Below are 18,631 nucleotides of genomic sequence, written 5' to 3'. Positions count from 1 at the left end.
ATTGCGACTCACAAAAACAAAAAAAGCCATGTTTAAACATGGCTTTTTAGAGTTAACGGGTAAATAGCTAATTAAGCTTCTTTACTCGCTAGGTATTCTGCGTAGTTGCCTCTAAAGTCGATAACTTTACCGTCTTTAACTTCCCAAATTCGGGTCGCAACCGATGATACAAACTGACGGTCGTGCGAGACAAACATCAATGTACCTTCATAAGCTTCAAGGGCTAAGTTAAGCGCTTCAATAGATTCCATATCCATGTGGTTGGTTGGCTCATCCATTAGCAATATGTTTGGTTTATGCATCATAATTTTACCAAACAGCATGCGGCCTTGCTCACCACCTGAAATTACTTTAACTGATTTTTTAATATCGTTTTGAGAGAATAACATACGGCCTAAAAAGCTACGAACCACTTGCTCGTCGTCGCCTTCTTGTTGCCATTGTTCCATCCACTGAAACAAGTTCATGTCGGTTGCAAACTCATCAGCGTGATCTTGTGCGTAGTAACCAATGTTCGCGTTTTCAGAAAACTTAAACTCACCAGCTTTAGGCGCTAAGCGCCCTGCTAATGTATTAAGTAATGTTGTTTTACCAACACCATTTTCACCAATAATAGCAATGCGTTCGCCAACTTCTACTAAACCTTCAAGTCCAGAAAACAACGTATTGTCGTCAAAACCTTGTGTTAGGTTCGTCATTTCAAGCGCGTTTCTGAATAACTGCTTTTCTTGGTCGAAACGAATAAATGGCGTTTGACGTGAAGATGCTTTAACTTCGTCTAACTGAATTTTGTCGATACGTTTAGCGCGCGATGTTGCTTGCTTAGCTTTAGATGCGTTAGCAGAGAATCGAGAAACAAACTGTTGAAGTTCAGCAATTTGGTTTTTCTTCTTCGCGTTTTCGCTAAGTAGCTGCTCACGTGCTTGCGTTGCTGCAAACATGTATTCGTCGTAGTTACCTGAGTAAATCCGTAGCTCACCGTAGTCAATATCGGCCATGTGAGTACACACAGAGTTTAAAAAGTGACGGTCATGCGAGATGATTATCATGGTACAGTCGCGTTGGTTTAACACGTCTTCTAACCACTTGATGGTGTAAATATCCAAGTTATTGGTAGGCTCATCAAGTAGCATTATATCTGGGTCTGAAAACAACACCTGTGCAAGTAGCACGCGAAGTTTAAAACCAGGTGCAATTTCTGACATAGGGCCAAAATGTTGGTCAGTGCCAATACCTACGCCTAATAGAAGCTCGCCTGCTTTAGATTCAGCAGAGTAACCATCCATTTCAGCAAACTCAGTTTCAAGATCGGCTACTTTCATACCGTCTTCTTCACTCATTTCTGGTAAAGAGTAAATACGGTCACGTTCTTGTTTTATTTTCCACAGCTCTTTGTGACCCATGATCACAGTATCAATTACTGAGTATTCTTCGTAGGCAAACTGGTCTTGGTTTAGTTTAGCAACACGTTCATTTGGATCAGTACTTACATTACCTGAAGACGCTTCGAGCTCACCACTTAGAATCTTCATAAATGTTGATTTACCACAACCATTTGCACCGATTAAACCGTAACGGTTACCATCGCCAAATTTTGCTGAGATATTTTCAAATAATGGTTTAGCACCAAATTGCATGGTGACATTAGCTGTACTAATAATAGCGCTACCCTCCAAAGGAGTAATGATGTATTTAAATTGCGCGCAGTTTAAACCAAAATGGCCTGTTTTTCTATGAAAGTTTAAAAGCAAACCACTGCGTTTTAGCCATTTATTATGGCTATGTAGTTAGTAGTAAAAATAACGGATTAGATTTAATGGTTTCGTTAATTTTTATTCAACTTATTCTAATTAAAATCCATAAAGTATGTTTTATAAACAGGCATAAGAGATTAGAAATTACGATACAAATTAGAGTAAAAACACTTTTAACGTGTTTGTGTGTCTACTTAACTCATTTTTGTTCACCCTATAATAATAAAAAGTTATATTTATGAAAATAAAGTACTTTTAGAGCTTTTACACTAGTTACTACTTTTTAACCAAGATGAAATTAATTCAAATTACAATTTTTACACATCGCTAATTCCTCATCCTATTTACCTATCAAATCATTAAAAACATAAACTTTTGCAACACCTGAAAAACAAAATTAACCTTTAGTGAATATCCGTTAAGTTTAACGATTAATTTTATTGAGTATTTTTCACTTTTGAGCCGTTTATTGCTTTGTTAGTCTTCGAATCTGAATTTTTACCTACGTAAAAAACTGACCAATTTACACAGGGCAACACACAAGATGAGCAAAAAATTAGCAACACTTATTAGCGCAAGTATTGTATTCGCACCCGCTGTTTCGGCAGTAGAGTTATACAAAGATGATAAAAACACTGTTGAAGTAGGTGGATATCTTGATGTACGTGTAATTAATACACAAAACGAAACCGAAGTTGTTAACGGTACTTCGCGCATCAACTTTGGATTTACCCGAAAGCTTAAGAAAGACTGGACTGCCCTTGCACTCGTGGAATGGGGTGTAAACCCTGTTGGCAGCAGTGATATTATTTATAACAATCGTTTTGAGTCTATTCAGGACGAGTTTTTGTATAACCGTTTAGGTTACGCAGGCCTTTCGCACGAAAAGTACGGGCAACTAACTATTGGTAAACAATGGGGTGCATGGTATGACGTGGTTAACGGCACAAATAATAGCTTTGTATGGGATGGTAATGCGGCTGGTGTTTACACCTATAACAAAGACGATGGCGCTGTTAATGGCACTGGCCGTGGAGATAAATTAGTGCAGTACCGCAATCGCTATAACGATTTTAGTTTTGCAGTACAAGCGCAGCTTAAGAACAGCGAATTCTATACCTGTGACGTAACCGACATTTCAGAAGAAGAATGTGAAGCGCTATGGAACTCTGGCGATAGTGCAGCCCAAGAAGTTGAATTTAATTACACATTTGGTGCGTCTGTAACTTATACCCCAACTAACATGCTAACACTTACAGCAGGTGTTAACCGTGGTGAGTTTGATTTAACGTTTGGCGATGGTTCTACTCGTAATGTTGAAGATTTAATTTATGGTGCAGGTATTATGTGGGGCAACATTGATGAGCCCGGCCTATACGTTGCAGCCAACGTAAATAAAAACAAAAACCACGACACAGATAACATTGGTCGCTTAATTAAAGACGCAATCGGTGTAGAAACATTTGCATCATACCGCTTTGATAACGATTTTCGCCCTTTTATTGCCTACAACGTGTTTGATGCCGGTGATGATTACGTAATTCAGCCAAACTTTAACGCCGACCCAGACGATATATTTAAACGTCAGTTTGCTGTTATTGGCCTTCACTACTTAATTGACGAAGACACTATTGCCTACGTAGAAGCGCGTAAAGACTTTAGCGACTTTGAAAGCGATAACGACGATCAACAAGCACAAATGGAGCAGTCGGAAGATGACGGTATAGCATTTGGTTTTAGATATAAGTTTTAAAAAAGACTATAACTTCCCTAAGCACAACCCTTTTAGCCCTTTTAACTTTTTTAACTGGGCTTTTTTTATTCAGCCATACTTTTTTCAATACTGAATTTTGCATTTAAGGCTATTTAAACAAATATATTAACAGCCGCATTGCTATCTGCTTTTTTAATTTGTAATAGCACCATTCACGATGCCCCTATTTTTTACGTTTACCGTTTTGCTGCTCATTACAATGAGCGAGGAAAACTTTAATTAATCACTCATAGTCCACACTCGGCATTTATATTTTTAGTGGATGTAGTTACCGCAGGCTTTATTATTTTGACTACCTCTTTGATTACTTTTTATAATTTAACTTTATTGCTAAGTTTAGCGTTAAAATAATACTTAGTATGATGTGTTCTTTTGCTATGAAGCCACCAGCCAACTTATATTAACTGCATTAAGAGTATAAAAAGATGCTGAAACTATATTGAACTTGCAAAGTACTTACACTGCTTATTGCTGATCACAAAGGCGAAAGGCTGATTAAAAGCAGTAACAAATAGATGTGTATATGCTCATAGGTACTGACTGCATTCTAACTCAATAGCTAAGTACTATATATAAACACAGTAAGTGTATTTCCTGTCAAAAATAATCTAAACCAGCTTGATTTTGTAAGCCGTTGATAATATTAAACTAAGTAAAGTACTATAAAGCTGATTAAGCATTCTAAATACACAGAACAACGTTAACTGTATATACACACAGTTAACACTTTGAATCAATCTAATCTACTTTTTAATAAACGTACTATAACCAGCTAATGCCTTAGCTACACTAAGTGGTGGATTATCTGAGTGCTCAGCACCTTCATTTACAGCGCTTTGCCACACAAGGTTATTATTAGGGTTGGCTGTTAAAGCGGTCTCTAAATTATTAAACGCTTTTAACATTAACGGGTGCTCTGCCCCACCAACCGATAGATATAAATAAGTAGGCACCTTAACTTTGTTTGCTTGAGTAGTTAAAAATGCTTTTACATTATTAACTACGGTCATGTCGTCGTACCAAGCAGCTGGGCTAAATGCAAAGTAGCCATTAAACAGCTCAGGCTTTGTATGCAGTGTATAAAGTACAAAGCTACCACCTGCCGAAAAACCACTTAATACACGATTATTACTAAGCTTATATTTTGCTGATAAATAAGGGAGTAACTCAGTTTCAATAAACGCTAAAAATTTGTCGGCTTCGCCATTTGGTTCAATCAGTGTTTCGTGCTCTGGACGCGCTTGTGTATTTACATCTTGGCGGGCATAAGGAGGCACTAAATCGCGATTACGTGTATCCGTAAAAAACAAATTAGGAATAGACACCAATATAGCCTTATCCCCTTTTTCGCTCTTAGCTTGTTTTGTAAGTGCTTTGTCCCATGTATCTAAATTAAAGTTACCATCGGTTTTAATAATTAACGGATACGCTTTTTTTGGATTGTAATTAGCAGGTAATCTTATAAACACTTTGCGCGACTCATTAAGCACGCTTGAGTTAATTGTTACATCTGTATAGGCCGATACATAATGGTTGTAATAACGTATGGCTAAAATACCAATAGCAAAAATGACTACGGCTAAACTTAAATTAATAAAAGAGTGTTTTGTTATTTTTATTGTCATGCAGCATTCCTTTCAATGTTTAGGAGTTATTTAATCGAGCTTAACCCATTGTTTTATTTCCAGCGCGGTCATAATAAGCTCAACCGAAAACGCGGCTAAAATCATGCCCATCACTCGCGTTAAAATAGACGCGCCGCCAGTACCAATTAGCTTAATAATTTTACCCGAAAGCAGCAACAGTATTAAAGTAATACCCAACACACCAAGTGTAACAAGCGCTGTGCCTATTTGAGTAGTAATTGGGTGAATATGGTTGTCGGTAAGTAGTATTACCGCCAAAATAGCGCCAGGAGTCGCCGTTGCAGGTATAGCAAGCGGAAACACCGCAATATCGTGATCGGGGTCTTGTTTAGCTTTGTTAGAATCGTTTCCAAAAATCATTTGCAGGCCAAACAAAAATAATATAATTCCGCCCCCTAACTGAAACGACACCAACCTAATTCCCATCGCATTTAGTATTAGTTGTCCTATTAAAATAGAACCTAATAATACGCCCCCGGCATAAAGCACCGTTTTAAATGCAGTTTTACGACGTTGTTGATCAGTTAAATGAGAAGTAAGCGAAGCAAACAGCGCCATAGTGCCTATAGGGTCAATGGTCGCCCAAATTACAAGCGCATCTTGAGAGAGTTTTTCTAGCATATAAAATCCTTGTTAAGCGTAAATGTTTAATAAAACACGGGTAACAAATTCATTTGCTTACGCTTAACTATAATAGAAAGCCGCTATTTTTTGTATTTTATTTACTGAGCTTTAAGGATTGAGGATTCAAAAAAGATAAGCACTTATAATTGCCGTCTTGAGTTAAAGTGATTTATGCCAAATAGAATTTTCTCTTAAGCTAAAACCTAACTTAATAAGTAAATTATGGGAACGTGCATTGTGTGCACTCACCTCAGCCGACAAATGTTTAAGCGCAATATCCTTAACTAGGGTTTCAATAAAACCGCTCACTACTTCAAACATTATGCCTTTATCCCAAAAGTCGGGGTGCAGCTCAAACCCTATAAAGGCACTACTTTTACACGGCGTTAAATTATAAAGCCCACAAGTACCCATTAACTTCCCTGATGTATTATGTTCAATTGCGACTCTAATCACTTCGCCTTCGTAGTAGGCACTAATATCATCTTGTATTAATTGTTTGATTTGTGTTTTGCTAAGCGGTGTTTCGTAGTCGTTAAATTCTGACACATGCGGGTGGTTTAAAATATTAAATAAACACGCAGCGTGTTTGTGGGTAATTAAACGCAGCGTAACGCGTTCAAGCTTTGTGGTATTAAACATTTTATTTAAGTGGTTAGTTAAATTAGCTCTTTATGGGCACGCATTATTAACTTACCATACCCCATTAACAAGCATTATCTTTAAAGCAAAAAGAGTGGATAACGTAATGAGTGACGATTTTAAAGTAATACAACCCACTACCACAGTATATTGCCCAAAGCGCGGCGAAGGCTGGACCTTAACAGGCATTACTAATATTAACGAGTTTACCTCAGTAATGTTTGACGGCACACGCTATACACTTCCAGCACGCGAAATAGTAGAAGAACTTCTCCCTAACCAATTAGCACGTGAGCAAAATAGCTAACCAAACACATACACAGTAAAAAGGCTGCAATTTTGCAGCCGACTATCTAATTAACGAGTTAAAATGCATCGTCTTCGCTGTAAACATTAACGTTTAGTTCGTCATCATTTTCAAATACCACAAACGAAATAGGCTTACAGCACACTTGGCAGTCTTCTATGTATTGCTCATCAATATCTGCTGCATCAAGTAATACTTCTATACTTTCTCCACAATAAGGACAGCTTATTGATGTTTCTGTTAACTGGTTCATTTATCACCTGCTAATTTATATCACGAATGTTGTCACTTTAATGAACACGTAAGCATAATTCAACACCCCATTAAATAGCGCATACTTGGCTAACCCAATTAAACCGTGCTACTAACTAAAAAGTGATCTAAATACCTGCTTTACGTTTATAAGACATCATAAGCACATTAGTTTGCACCATATATAAGTTAGCCAGCTAAAACTATGCCTCTACAATGAAATAGTATTAGCACTTAGCGGGTCTAACTTCATAAGTATTTAAACTCACACTTCAGGTGGATAATTTTATGAAAAAATCACTCGCATTAGCATTAACATCTGCCGCAATATTGTTTAGCACATTTACTCATGCAGCTAAAACCGAAAAAGCCGTTCTAGCTGGAGGTTGTTTTTGGTGTATGGAAAGTGATTTTGAAAAGCTAGAAGGTGTAACCGATGTAATTTCGGGGTTTACTGGCGGTAAACTTAAAAACCCGACATACAATGGTAATCATAAAGGCCATTACGAGGCCGTAGAAATCACTTACGATCCAGCTATAGTAAGCTATCAAGGTATACTTGATCATTACTGGGTAAATATTGATCCTTTTGATGCAAGAGGCCAATTTTGCGATAAAGGCCCTAGTTACTTAAGCGCTATATTTGTACAAAACGACGAACAACGTAAATTAGCTGAAAAAACAAAAGCAGCTGTTGTAGCCGAGTTTCCTAATCAAACTGTGGTTACACCTATACTAAACGCAAGTACCTTTTACCCTATTAAAGGTAGGGAAAGCTTTCATCAAGATTATTACAAAAACAACCCAATCCGATACAACACTTATCGTTGGCGTTGTGGTCGCGACAGCCGTCTAGAAGAAATTTGGGGCGACAGAGCAACTCACTAGTATTTATTAAGCAACTTAAATTACACCAACAAAAGGCTGCATATTGTGCAGCCTTTTACTTATCTACAAAACTAGCTTTCTCTGCTTCAAATAAGTATACAAACCTTCATTATCAATAAATAGTATATTCTGTTTCCCAAAGCAGGCTGTTTATCTACTAAATCAAATGCAATAAATTGCACTCCTAGATTGATATAAACCAAATTAAACAACTGGAGTGACACAAAATGTTTGCCAACCAATTACAGCTAGTGCGTGCTCTAGAATTACCAACACGACAAGCCATGCTTTACCGTGAACAATCAGTACAACACTTTTGGAATAGCAACACCGACCTAACTACAAACGCGTGGATCGAATGGGAAACAACATCAATAGATAGCTCAACGTTTACGCTTGACGACACACTACTTGATAAAAACCTACGTGAAGCAGTAAAACAAGCATGGGACGATCCAGCAAAAGAGCTGGCCGTAAAAGCGTTATTACACGAAGTAGCGCCTGATGTGTTTCAATTTCAATTTTTTGATCCTGAGCGCCTAGCAGTATTACGCGGATATTTAGAACAAGTATGGAATTCGCAAATTCCTATGCGCCCGCCATACGGTATAGTGTTAAATCGCCGTGGTGCCATGCTTGATAGCCGATCAGAAGGTTATTTAGCCGCGCCAAGCTTTCAGGCATTTTATAACGAAATACTAAACACTTATATGCGCCCTATTTCGCGTATGCTGTTCCCTGAGGTTATAGGGTTTGATACACAAACATTTGGTTTTTCAATTTATTATGAGCCAAATACAGATTCGTCAATTCGCCCACATACCGACGCATCAGCTGTAACGCTTAACATTAACTTAAACTTACCAGGCGAAGAGTTTACAGGGTCAGAAGTTGACTTTTATCACCCGTACACAGGTGACATTAAATCACTTACGTTTAAGCCAGGTACTGCCATGTTACATCGTGGCAATATTGCACACGCAGCTAAACCTATTACCAGTGGCGAGCGAACTAACTTTGTATTGTGGCTGTATGGAGAGCGCGGTCGATTACCAGCACAAGGGGCACCACGGATTCCTATTGATGCTAAACAGCGCTGGATTAACCCTAACAAACCAAATGATGGCTATGCACCGTTTTAAGTACGTATTTTAGAGGTTTTAAAAACAAAAGGCTGCCTAATTTAAGCAGCCTTTTTGGGTTTTAGATTAACAGTTTAAAACTTATATGATGCAGAAAACTTAACGTTTCTGGGTGTACCAGGTTGTACCCACGCATCGGCAAACGAGTTTGTATAATACGTTTCATCAAACAAGTTATTTACCTCAGCCGTAATACCAATCGCGTTTGTTATATCGTAATTTACAAAAGCACGCGCAGTTGTGTAACTTGGTAGTTCAAAGTCGGTACCAAAAAAGCCATTGCGCTTACCCACATGTAATAAACCACCACCAAACTTAATGGCTTTACCGTAAAGATCTGTTGATTGAACTAACTGTAAACTAAGCTGTTGCTCTGGCACGTTTAATAATGACGCGCCCGCTTCTACTGTGAAACCAAAGTTGGCATCAAAAAATGAGTTTTCAATTGTTGCATCAACGTACGCATATGACGCCCAAACTTCTAATGTATCAGTAAGTTCGCCTGTAATATCAATCTCAACACCTTTACTTTGTGCTTCACCAATGGCTGCGTAAGTAAACGCAGTTGCATCATCTACAACTAGCATGTTGTCTTGCTCTACTTTAAACACGGCAACAGTACCAAATAAGGCGCCATCGTTTAGAGTAAATTTAACACCCACCTCAGCAGATGTAGATTGGTTAGGCTCAAAACCATCTCCATTAGCATCAGCGCCCGAAAGCGGACGGAAGTTTTCTCCATAAGCACCATATACAGATACGTAATCACTGGCTTCATAAACCACACCAAACTGCGGGCTCACGCGTGACTCAGTTTGTTTTGTGTTGGAATTTGCTAAGCGGTTATTTAAGCGCTGCTCGTAATCATCAAAACGTGCACCAATACGAATATCTAACTTATCGGTAATGCTTATTTGGTCTTGAATGAATACCCCTACCGACTCTTGAATTTCTACACGGTCAGTATTAGCTGTTGGCGTTGGTAATTCATACGCATCATAAACAGGGTTAAATACATTAATATATTGATCGCCACGCACACGTAAAATTACTTGGTCGTTTTCAAATTTATCGGCATCAACACCCATAATTAAACGGTGCTCAAACCCGCTAAGCTCAAGATTACCACTTAACTCAGTTCTAAATACTTGGTATTTCGCGTCAAAGTCGCGGTATCGTCTAAAGCGATTTACTTCACCGTCAATCACGCCGCCAAAACCGGTTTCAGTTGCAAAGCCTTCCATAGAGGTATCACGGTAGTTTGCACCAAATAAAATGCTCCAGTTATCATCAAAATCATGAATGTACTCTAATTGATGCCCTAGTACATCAGCTTCAATTGGGCCATCGCCCGGTTCACCTAAAAAGCGACTTTCAGGGATAAGCCCAAGCTCGCCATCTATTGCTAATACGCCTCTATCAAACGGGACTTCTTGGTCTGAATATTCAAGCTCGTATATTAGTTGGCTATTGTTATTAATATTCCATACTATTGACGGGCTAAAGCCCTGTTTAGTGGTTTCTATTGTATCTCTAAAGCTTTCGGCGTCTTCGTAAAAACCAACTAGTCTAATTGCTACGTCGTCGTTAAGCGGCGTTGTGTAATCAACATCGGCGCGGTAAGTATCAAAACTACCTACAGAAAGCTTAACTTCGCCTGCAGTATCAAATGTTGGGCGTTTAGTAACTAAGTTTACTGTTCCACCTGGTTCACCGCGGCCAAATAAAGCCGCACGCGGACCTTTTAAAACCTCAACCGACTCAATACCAGATAAGTCACGCGAGCCACCAAAACCACGACCTGCATTAAAGCCATTTACTAAGTAGTTACTTGGTAGGTTTTCATCGCCTACAAAGCCACGTAACGAAAAGCTATTCCAAAGCCCACCAAAGTTGTTTTGGCGCGCAACAGAGGCCGATAAATCAAGTGCTTGGTCAAGGGTTACTGCGCCTGCGTTTTCAAGAACTTCTAAATCTATTTTAAGCTCTGACTGCGGTGTTTCTAAAGGGCTAAAGTTACCTTGGTAAGCTTGGCGAGTTGCAACAACGGTTACTTTTTCAATTGTGTCATCCGTTACGCTTCTAACTTGCTGTTTTTGCTCAGCGGCCATGGTTTGGCTGCTAAACAAACTTACTAAACAAGCACTTAAATAGGTGAGCTTATGCCCTTTTATATTGGTTTTCATGATTTACCTTGTGAGTAATGTACGTATTTTATAATTGTGTTTTAAATATGTAATTGCGCTAAACAGCTATGTTTAGCGCTGTATTTTTAGTTGCTGCTTTGCGTGGTGCTTTCAAAGCGTGGCATGTTTTCAAGTGCCGCTTTAGTTGGGTCGCCTTTGTAAAATAACCACGGGTAATAAAACTCGCGCAATTGTTGATGGTAATCTCTAATTTGCTGCTCGTAGTTATAAGCGGCAAGCGAGTCGGTATTAGCTGCACGCGTTAGGCTACGTTGTAATAAAAGGGGTGGCGACAACCAAGATACAGCCCCCGCTAGCTCATATTTTTTAGCCGCAGCATCGCGGTAGGCCTTTGAAAGCTCTGCCGCTTTTAAATCACCCATTTGCTGAAATGCGTAATACCATTTCCATTCAAATTCGCTGCTCATATCAATGTAAGGCGCAAGCGCCGGGTACTCTTTAACAAAAGCATCCATGGTGTCTGATTTAGGTAAATCCCACGCTCCGTTTACCGCCTCTCGTTGGGTAAGGACAATGTCGCCACCATTAGAAGAGTGCACCGCTTTATTAATAGCCAGGTCGCCTAAAATAGGAATAATAAAAGCAAATAACACCCACAAACCAATTAAGCTTGAAGCAACACGCGGCGCACTGGTTGCATTTTTACCTAGCCACACACTAAGCACCGCCCAAAATCCAAGGTATGCAATGCATAAAAGCGATACATACGTCACTTCAAAGGCGCTTGCTCCAGCTATAAAAGCACCCACAAAAAATGGCAGCATTAAACACACTATTACCGCTACAAACCTCACGGTTATTCGTGCGCCCCACAAGGCAAAGTAAGACTTAGCTGTAGTTACCAGTAAATCGTGCCTGCCGCTTGTGCGCTCGCTTGCAAATAAATCATGAAACAGCAAAATAATAACCAATGGTGCAAGCGCACTAATTACAAACACAAAGTCTATTTTTCCGGCTTGGGCCAGCTCAGCATTTTGTGCATCGCTTTCGTAAATTTGCCCCTCAAGCGCCAACAAATTAACGCGGTGCTTCCACGGGAAAATATCGCGCTCACCTAATGCAGCAAATGCAAGGTTAGATGGCTGAGAATACGTTAAATGAAAGCTGTAATACGCTAACATACCCGCATCACTTTGCTTTTGTTGCACGTTAGCGCGATCGCTTTGATCTGCTACTTTTAAACGCTCAATGGTTTGCTGCTGCGCGCTTACTTCGCTTAGCCCGCTGTAAATAGAAAAAACCGATAAAACAAAGCTACAAAGTAGTAACACCACTACGTATTTTTGACGCAGTAAAAAGCCCCATTCACGTGTAAATTGCTTAATTAAATAGTTCATGACAAACGCTTCCCTACAAATTTAATACCGCCAACTAGCACTGCAATCCACAGTAATAATTGTAAAAAAGCAGGCACACTTCTTTGTGTGCGAATATTTGCGCTATCTACAGTAAAGTTAAACTCTTGTAGAATTTTCCAATTATCAGCGCTTACGCGTGCTTTTTGAGTTGCTGCGGCATTGGCATTGCGGTTCATGTCGTCTTGGTAGTTAAGTTTTTCAATATGAACTTTGTTAAGCCCTTGCACAAAATCAAAACGTAGTTGCTCGGTTTCGCGTAAAAAGCGATGGTGTGTTTCTATACTTGTACCCACCACAATCATAGAGAGAGAGCGAATAGCCACCATAGGTGAAACCCAACCGAAATAACGCGACACTTGCGTTTGCTTAAGCTCAGCATGCATACGCTGCTCGGCAAATTGGTTTAGTACATCGGTTTGTTTTGCCTCTGACTCACTGGCCACTAACCCTCTAAAGTTTACTGGCAGCTCATCAATGCTATTTACGTTATACTTTTCAAGGAGTGATTGTTTAAATTGCTTAAATGCAGGGTCGTTCGTGTTATGGCCATCGCCTAATTTTCTAAGCTCAGCTTTAACTGCAAAATCGGTTTCTATTTTACCGGTTGATGGTATAGCTGTTGCAGCCGTAGTACTTGCAACACGTGGCATAACAATACACAGTAAAATCCAAATAAACGCCAGCGCCGTAAAGCTGCTACTATTTTTATTTAACACACTCGATGCTAATAAAATGAGTAATACCCACACACTTAAATATAAAGCGTAACCCACAACAAAACTTGCAACGGCTAGTAAGCTTTCGCCTGCAGACACCGTAAATAAAGCCGATACCGCCAATGGCGCAATAATTAAGCCCGCAACAGAGAGTAGCGCTAAACCTTTACCAGCAATAAGCGTAATACCCGACGTACCTTGCGCTAATAAGTATGAAAGCGTTTGCAACTCACGCTCACGACTAATAGAGCTATAACCAATTAATATAAGAAGTAACGGCGCTAATGTTTGCACAATAAAGGCAGGCGTTAAACTACCTAATTTGGTAAGCGCTGTGCCTTGTCGTTGGTCGGCAAACATTGCGCTGTTTTGCCTATGCCCTTCTAAAAATATTGAGTTACCTGTGTAAGCGTCAATACCTGGGTCGAGCGTGCTCAGTGGCGACGGCGTTCTAAATGCATAGTGCCCATAGTGCACCATTCGGTGAGGGTGGCGATCGGGTTGATCAACAAAGCTTTTATCGCTTGTTGTTTGTAATTCATGGCGAGCATGGCTAAGTTCATGCATAGTAATGGCGGTAACCACTACCGACGAAAGCGTTAGCAATAAACCAATAGCCAGCACAGTCATTGCTAGTTTTGAGCGTAGCCAATAGCGCCATTCATCTTTGGCAACTATAACCACTTTTGAAAAGTTATTTATGCTCATTACGCGCCTCTTTGCGCAAAGGCTGCATGAACTTGTTCGGTATCAATGCGGCCGTTTTCGGGTGCATCAAATTCGCCCACCAGCTCACCCGCTCTTAGTAAACCAATTCGGTTTGCTACTTGGCATGCGCCATATACATCGTGTGTAACCATTAAAATAGTCGCACCCGTTAATGCAAGTTCACGTACAAGTTGATTAAATTCATCAATAGCAACTGGATCAAGGCCTGAGGTTGGCTCATCAAGTAAAAAAATCGGTGCTTCACGCAGTATCGCAAGTGCAATCGCTGTTTTTTGCCTCATGCCTTTTGAATAAGTTTGCATGTTGCGATCCCACGCATCTTGTTCCAGTGCAACACGATTAAAAGCCACGTTAATTTGCTCAAACGATTTTGTAATATCAGCGAGTGATAAAAAATATTCTACGTTTTCGCGTGCTGTTAAATGCGGGTATAACGTAGCCGACTCTGGTAAGTACGCCGTTTTACCGCGTACAAAATCAAGTGCTTTACTCACCTCTTTACCCGCTACTTTTACAGAGCCTTGCGTTGGTTTATTAAAGCCAAGTAACGTTTTTAACGTGGTTGATTTACCCGCGCCATTTCCCCCTAGTAGCGCATAAACCTCACCTGCCGCCACGCTGAAGCTTAAGTTTTTTAAAATGGTGTTGTTTTTAATGCCAAAACTTAACGAGTCTACTTCAATAACCGCTTCGTTTTTAGTGGCTTGGGTCGTATTTGATGCTTCATTACGTGTTTGTTCCACACGTTGAGGTTCTATTGGTGATGTTTGATTAATTGCTGTTGATGTTGTCACATTCAAACTCTATTAAGGGGAAATTAGAATACCGTGAATGTTATACTATATCAAACACCAATTGCAACACTATAACATATTCATAGCTAACAATAGATACATCGTGCTGAGTTTAATTAACGAAAAGTTGTTCTATCCAAAATTACCATTTAGTGGAACAACTAAGCACGATAAAGAATAAGAATTGTAAAAAGCAGCAACTAATCAAAGTGATAAAACATATTTAAAGACCAATCTATAAAGAATAGTGAACAATAAACTTTTCAATTGTTAGAATGCCCACCTATTTTATTATCAAGAGATACAATGGCAAATTTCAATACTCATCTTAATACTGCCGTAATCATCACAGGCTTATGCTCTGCCACCTTATTATCTGCAGGCCATATTGATTTAAAGGGCGCACTCTGGTTATGGTTTTTAGGCTCAATTGGCGGCTTATTACCCGACATAGATTCAGATAACTCCACGTCACTCGATACTATTTTTAACTTATTTGCACTCAGCGCTGTATTACTGGTACTGCATTACATAACCACCAAGCTCATTATTGAAATTAGCTTTGTTGAGTTAATCGTAGTGCCCTTATTGGTTTACGGATTTATGAAATACATTATTAGACCCATTTTTGAATGGATCACAGTACACAGAGGCAGTTGCCACTCTTTACTATTTATACTGTTATGCGCGCTATTAACAACTCAAGTAACATGGAAACTAAATGACCAATCAACTACACAAGCAGCCGTCTTTGCTTGGTTAACAGGTGGGTTTATTTTACTCGGCGGGTTAATTCATTTATTGCTGGATGAAATTTACAGTGTCGATTTAAGTAATGTCACCATTAAACGCTCTTTCGGCACTGCTTTAAAAATAGCTGACTTTGATAATAAATTAATTACGCTAGCTTCAATTATTGCCATTGCAGGTTTAATCTATGTTGCCCCTCCTACAAAGCAAACTATTACAGCGTTAAGTGACTGGTCTCATTTTACGTTTTTATCATAACGTTTTAAGTAATAAGCCGTTTAACCACATACTCAAGAGGCGCTGCGCTTTTAGACCACACATTGCTTGAATCAAAACGATTTTGCCAATTAAATTTTGATTCAAAAAGTCATAGCTTTAGGCTATTTTTTATTAATTAATACTTTTATAGGTTTACATGAAATAATTAACTCGTTTTACCTGTCTTTTACCCAAGTATGAGAGCTATTACAGCTTTTAAAAGCATTAAATATAAAATTATAAGAGGTCCAAATGGAATTTACGAATAAACGCACCATCCTAATTACAGCATCTTTATTGTTGGTGTTAGCGATATCACAGGCTATTTTTTCTGCCCTTTACAGTGCTCAAATTAGCTTTTCAAGACAGTTTGCTTGGGGACTAGAAGCACTCGTTTTTACTTTACTTGTTGCCTTTGCGGGTTCTGCCATGGTGCAAGCAAAAAACGCTCAACTAGGCTGGTCGGCTATCGCGTTTAGCGCAGTACTTAACATAGTTCAGGTAAGCATTGGCCTAACTTTGTTTTCTACATTTGGAAAAGTTGCGGGTACCGTAGAAGGCGCACAACCTTTAATTAGTGGTGTGGTGTCTTTGTCATTCATGATTTACTACGCAGCCAAAGTATTATTGGGATTAGCAGCACTTGTTTTTGGACTGTCTTTTATTGCTAAAGGTGGCAAAGCGATTGGAGGCCTTACAGCCTTAGCTGGCGGAGTTGCAATGTTAGCCAATGGTATTTTAATAACCTTTGGCCGTGATGGATTTCTCCCATCAGGTGTTGCTGGCGCTTCGGGCATGATTGCAACGTTACTTTTGGCAATCTGTTTAATAAGCCTTTACCGTAAACAAGACTAAGGCTAATACCTTATTAGTAAGGTAGTTACTTAAATAAGTTATAAACATCGGCGTGTATTAGAGTGCTAATTCGCCGATGTTTTACGTTTAATGTGACAGCCATCTTATTTTTAAGACTAATTCACAAAGTGGGTATGAGGCGCTGCGCTTTTAGAGGGGATAATAGCTTGAATCAAAACCTTTAAACCAGTTTATGCTTTGATGTATAAAGTAAAGATTTGACAGCAATTACTTTTGTTAGCTTTTGTTTGATAATAAACTAACACCATTTGCAATATGAGTAAAAGCCGAATGAGACAATGTAAATATTTGTTCGGCATATTGCGGGGTGATAGTACATGCGATGCTAGCAGCAACACTATAAGCAGTTTGTTTCCAAGCTGTTTTAGTGCCCCCATCTAGTTTTTTATTCAATAGTTGAAACGCCGCCTTAATGTAATCCAACTCTTCTTTATGAAGACCGGCTAATTCTGTCAGCTGTTTTTCTACATAATCTAACTTTTGCTTTAGTTCAACTATTTCAACTTGTTCAAATTTTCCTTCTCCATCATCAACTCCTGAAACAGTAGAATCAAGCATATCAACATATGCAAAATGTGATATGGGAGTTCTATATACTTGGATTTGAGATCTCCTCAAGCTATCTTCAATTTTTAATAATTTCAATTCATAAGAATAATCAAAAATAACTACGCTTCTGTGACCTTTTTTTAGCACTACATCTAAGGAATCAAATCCATCATGACTTGCAATGATAATTGCGGTTCCTGATTCATAACTAAGCTCAAGATTGAGGGTTAACTCCCCATCAAAAAACTCTTTGTAATCACCAAAATTAATAAATTCTTTTTCTTTATTTTCCAACTTGGACTCCAATACAATAAATAAGAAAGTTAACGCTTTGCCAAGGGTAAAATGCGAACGTTGTTGGGCGAAGCCCAGAACTGGACTAAACTAGACAGCGGACTAAACTAGACCGGACTAAACTAGACCGGACTAAACTAGACCGGACTAAACTAGACCGGACTAAACTAGACCGGACTAAACTAGACAGCCACTTTAATTGAAAAAACAAAACTATGCCAAAAAATTCGCTCTTCAGGTTAAGAATTTATCTTTTATAACTGGATCACTTTATTTCATCCGTTAAATAAGTCATTAGCCCTATTAAACCTAAATTACACGCATGAAAATAACTGCATAATGCAGTTGTGATTTATTACTGAATAGTTTTACTGAGTAGCTTAAGTTTTATGCGAGTAGCTTTTCGCAATTGCTAATATTTGACCGCCGTTTACGCTTTAAATTTTCACAGTAACTTGCTTGTGAGGCTGGCCTGCCTACTGCGCCATGAAATACGCGCGTAAATTGGGTTGTAAGCTTTAACCAGTTTTCTGGGGAGATATTAAGCCTTTCTAACAAAGGTAGGTTCATATTATCAATATACCCGCGTTTATCCTCTCGTATTATCCGCCCTGTTACCTCAACAAGTTCAAGATACGATTTAAGCTCAAACGGCAGCCCTTTTGGCATTATCTGACGTGGTATTCCTGCAAAACGCAGTAGTCGTTTTGGTTGTTTGCCTTCTTTTGCGTATGTTAGTCGTTGTTTAACGCTGGTGTGGTCTGATTCCTCAGGCGTATCAGCCATTTTCGCTCTAATAGGGTTTAAATCGACATACGCCATACAAGCAGCAAGTGCAGCTTCATCTAATAATGCTTGGGACATAAATCGTCCTTCCCAGAACCTACCTGTGCAGTTATCTTCTTTGTTTGCTCTGCGGGCAATGTCTTCATTTAACAACCGCATAAACCAGCTAATACTTGATAGGCGCTCGCGGTAGTCGTTTACTGTTTGGTTGAAAAAGATAAGTTCGGCTTTACTTAGCTTTTCACCTTGTACATATTTTTGCGTAAGTACAGTGCCTTTACAGAG

Annotated in this window: 17 protein-coding genes; 6 read left to right on the top strand and 11 right to left on the bottom strand. The window is 39.1% G+C overall.

What is annotated here, in order from left to right; genetic code table 11:
- Nucleotides 1–71 precede the first annotated feature (71 nt).
- Nucleotides 72–1,661 (bottom strand): ABC-F family ATPase, encoded by a 1,590-nt coding sequence (locus NRL14_RS17065; RefSeq protein WP_096794111.1) that lies wholly within the window; start codon nucleotides 1,659–1,661, stop codon nucleotides 72–74.
- Nucleotides 1,662–2,298: 637 nt separating this feature from the next.
- Here NRL14_RS17065 and NRL14_RS17060 point away from each other — a divergent pair.
- Nucleotides 2,299–3,507 carry a porin gene (locus NRL14_RS17060; protein ID WP_306725199.1) on the top strand — a complete coding sequence of 403 codons (1,209 nt, stop codon included), beginning with the start codon at nucleotides 2,299–2,301 and terminating at the stop codon, nucleotides 3,505–3,507.
- Between the two features lie 764 nt (nucleotides 3,508–4,271).
- Here the strand turns inward: NRL14_RS17060 and NRL14_RS17055 are convergent.
- From NRL14_RS17055 to NRL14_RS17045, 3 genes are all read right to left on the bottom strand, one after another.
- Nucleotides 4,272–5,153 (bottom strand): alpha/beta hydrolase, encoded by an 882-nt coding sequence (locus NRL14_RS17055; protein WP_033029581.1) that lies wholly within the window; start codon nucleotides 5,151–5,153, stop codon nucleotides 4,272–4,274.
- Nucleotides 5,154–5,183: 30 nt separating this feature from the next.
- Complete coding sequence (locus tag NRL14_RS17050) at nucleotides 5,184–5,795, bottom strand: MarC family protein (RefSeq protein WP_306725198.1); 612 nt, start codon at nucleotides 5,793–5,795, stop codon at nucleotides 5,184–5,186.
- A 162-nt stretch (nucleotides 5,796–5,957) separates the two neighbouring features.
- The gene (locus NRL14_RS17045; protein ID WP_149605296.1) at nucleotides 5,958–6,440 is read right to left on the bottom strand and encodes a GNAT family N-acetyltransferase; all 483 of its coding nucleotides are present in this window, start codon (nucleotides 6,438–6,440) and stop codon (nucleotides 5,958–5,960) included.
- Nucleotides 6,441–6,546: 106 nt separating this feature from the next.
- Here NRL14_RS17045 and NRL14_RS17040 point away from each other — a divergent pair, with 106 nt between their 5' ends.
- Nucleotides 6,547–6,747 carry a hypothetical protein gene (locus NRL14_RS17040; RefSeq protein WP_002962626.1) on the top strand — a complete coding sequence of 67 codons (201 nt, stop codon included), beginning with the start codon at nucleotides 6,547–6,549 and terminating at the stop codon, nucleotides 6,745–6,747.
- A 58-nt stretch (nucleotides 6,748–6,805) separates the two neighbouring features.
- Here NRL14_RS17040 and NRL14_RS17035 read toward each other — a convergent pair whose 3' ends face one another.
- The gene (locus tag NRL14_RS17035; protein ID WP_002962627.1) at nucleotides 6,806–7,000 is read right to left on the bottom strand and encodes a CPXCG motif-containing cysteine-rich protein; all 195 of its coding nucleotides are present in this window, start codon (nucleotides 6,998–7,000) and stop codon (nucleotides 6,806–6,808) included.
- A 287-nt stretch (nucleotides 7,001–7,287) separates the two neighbouring features.
- On the opposite strand from NRL14_RS17035, the gene msrA reads away from it, so the two are divergent.
- On the top strand, nucleotides 7,288–7,887 hold the full coding sequence (gene msrA, locus NRL14_RS17030) for a peptide-methionine (S)-S-oxide reductase MsrA (protein ID WP_149614186.1): 600 nt from the start codon (nucleotides 7,288–7,290) through the stop codon (nucleotides 7,885–7,887).
- A gap of 227 nt (nucleotides 7,888–8,114) precedes the next feature.
- Nucleotides 8,115–9,029, top strand: coding sequence for a 2OG-Fe(II) oxygenase family protein (locus NRL14_RS17025; RefSeq protein ID WP_306725197.1), 915 nt, complete (start codon nucleotides 8,115–8,117; stop codon nucleotides 9,027–9,029).
- 74 nt (nucleotides 9,030–9,103) lie between these two features.
- Here the strand turns inward: NRL14_RS17025 and NRL14_RS17020 are convergent, their stop codons facing one another.
- From NRL14_RS17020 to NRL14_RS17005, 4 genes are all read right to left on the bottom strand, one after another.
- A complete protein-coding gene (locus NRL14_RS17020) occupies nucleotides 9,104–11,215 on the bottom strand; it encodes a TonB-dependent siderophore receptor (RefSeq protein WP_306725196.1) in 2,112 nt (703 codons plus the stop codon).
- An 86-nt stretch (nucleotides 11,216–11,301) separates the two neighbouring features.
- Entirely contained in the window at nucleotides 11,302–12,573 is a 1,272-nt protein-coding gene (locus tag NRL14_RS17015) for a DUF3526 domain-containing protein (RefSeq protein ID WP_306725195.1), read from the bottom strand.
- Nucleotides 12,570–14,018, bottom strand: a complete 1,449-nt coding sequence (locus NRL14_RS17010; RefSeq protein WP_306725194.1) for a DUF3526 domain-containing protein — start codon at nucleotides 14,016–14,018, stop codon at nucleotides 12,570–12,572. Before NRL14_RS17010 ends, NRL14_RS17015 begins: the two co-directional genes overlap by 4 nt.
- Nucleotides 14,018–14,833, bottom strand: a complete 816-nt coding sequence (locus NRL14_RS17005) for an ABC transporter ATP-binding protein (protein WP_306725193.1) — start codon at nucleotides 14,831–14,833, stop codon at nucleotides 14,018–14,020. Before NRL14_RS17005 ends, NRL14_RS17010 begins: the two co-directional genes overlap by 1 nt.
- Nucleotides 14,834–15,139: 306 nt before the next feature.
- Between NRL14_RS17005 and NRL14_RS17000 the strand changes: the two genes are divergently transcribed.
- Both NRL14_RS17000 and NRL14_RS16995 read left to right on the top strand, forming a co-directional pair.
- On the top strand, nucleotides 15,140–15,841 hold the full coding sequence (locus NRL14_RS17000) for a metal-dependent hydrolase (RefSeq protein WP_033039098.1): 702 nt from the start codon (nucleotides 15,140–15,142) through the stop codon (nucleotides 15,839–15,841).
- A 252-nt stretch (nucleotides 15,842–16,093) separates the two neighbouring features.
- Nucleotides 16,094–16,696 (top strand): thiamine biosynthesis protein ThiC, encoded by a 603-nt coding sequence (locus NRL14_RS16995; protein WP_033039095.1) that lies wholly within the window; start codon nucleotides 16,094–16,096, stop codon nucleotides 16,694–16,696.
- Nucleotides 16,697–16,933: 237 nt separating this feature from the next.
- Here NRL14_RS16995 and NRL14_RS16990 read toward each other — a convergent pair whose 3' ends face one another.
- On the bottom strand, nucleotides 16,934–17,560 hold the full coding sequence (locus NRL14_RS16990; protein ID WP_007377185.1) for a hypothetical protein: 627 nt from the start codon (nucleotides 17,558–17,560) through the stop codon (nucleotides 16,934–16,936).
- A gap of 387 nt (nucleotides 17,561–17,947) precedes the next feature.
- Nucleotides 17,948–18,631: transposase (locus NRL14_RS16985; RefSeq protein ID WP_306725192.1), on the bottom strand; the 684-nt coding region annotated here is incomplete at its 5' end.

This window comes from Pseudoalteromonas sp. 20-92 (assembly GCF_030847595.1).
Classification (GTDB): Bacteria; Pseudomonadota; Gammaproteobacteria; order Enterobacterales; family Alteromonadaceae; genus Pseudoalteromonas; species Pseudoalteromonas fuliginea.
Note: the sequence above shows the minus strand (reverse complement) of the source record. Positions and strands in the feature narration are given on the sequence as shown.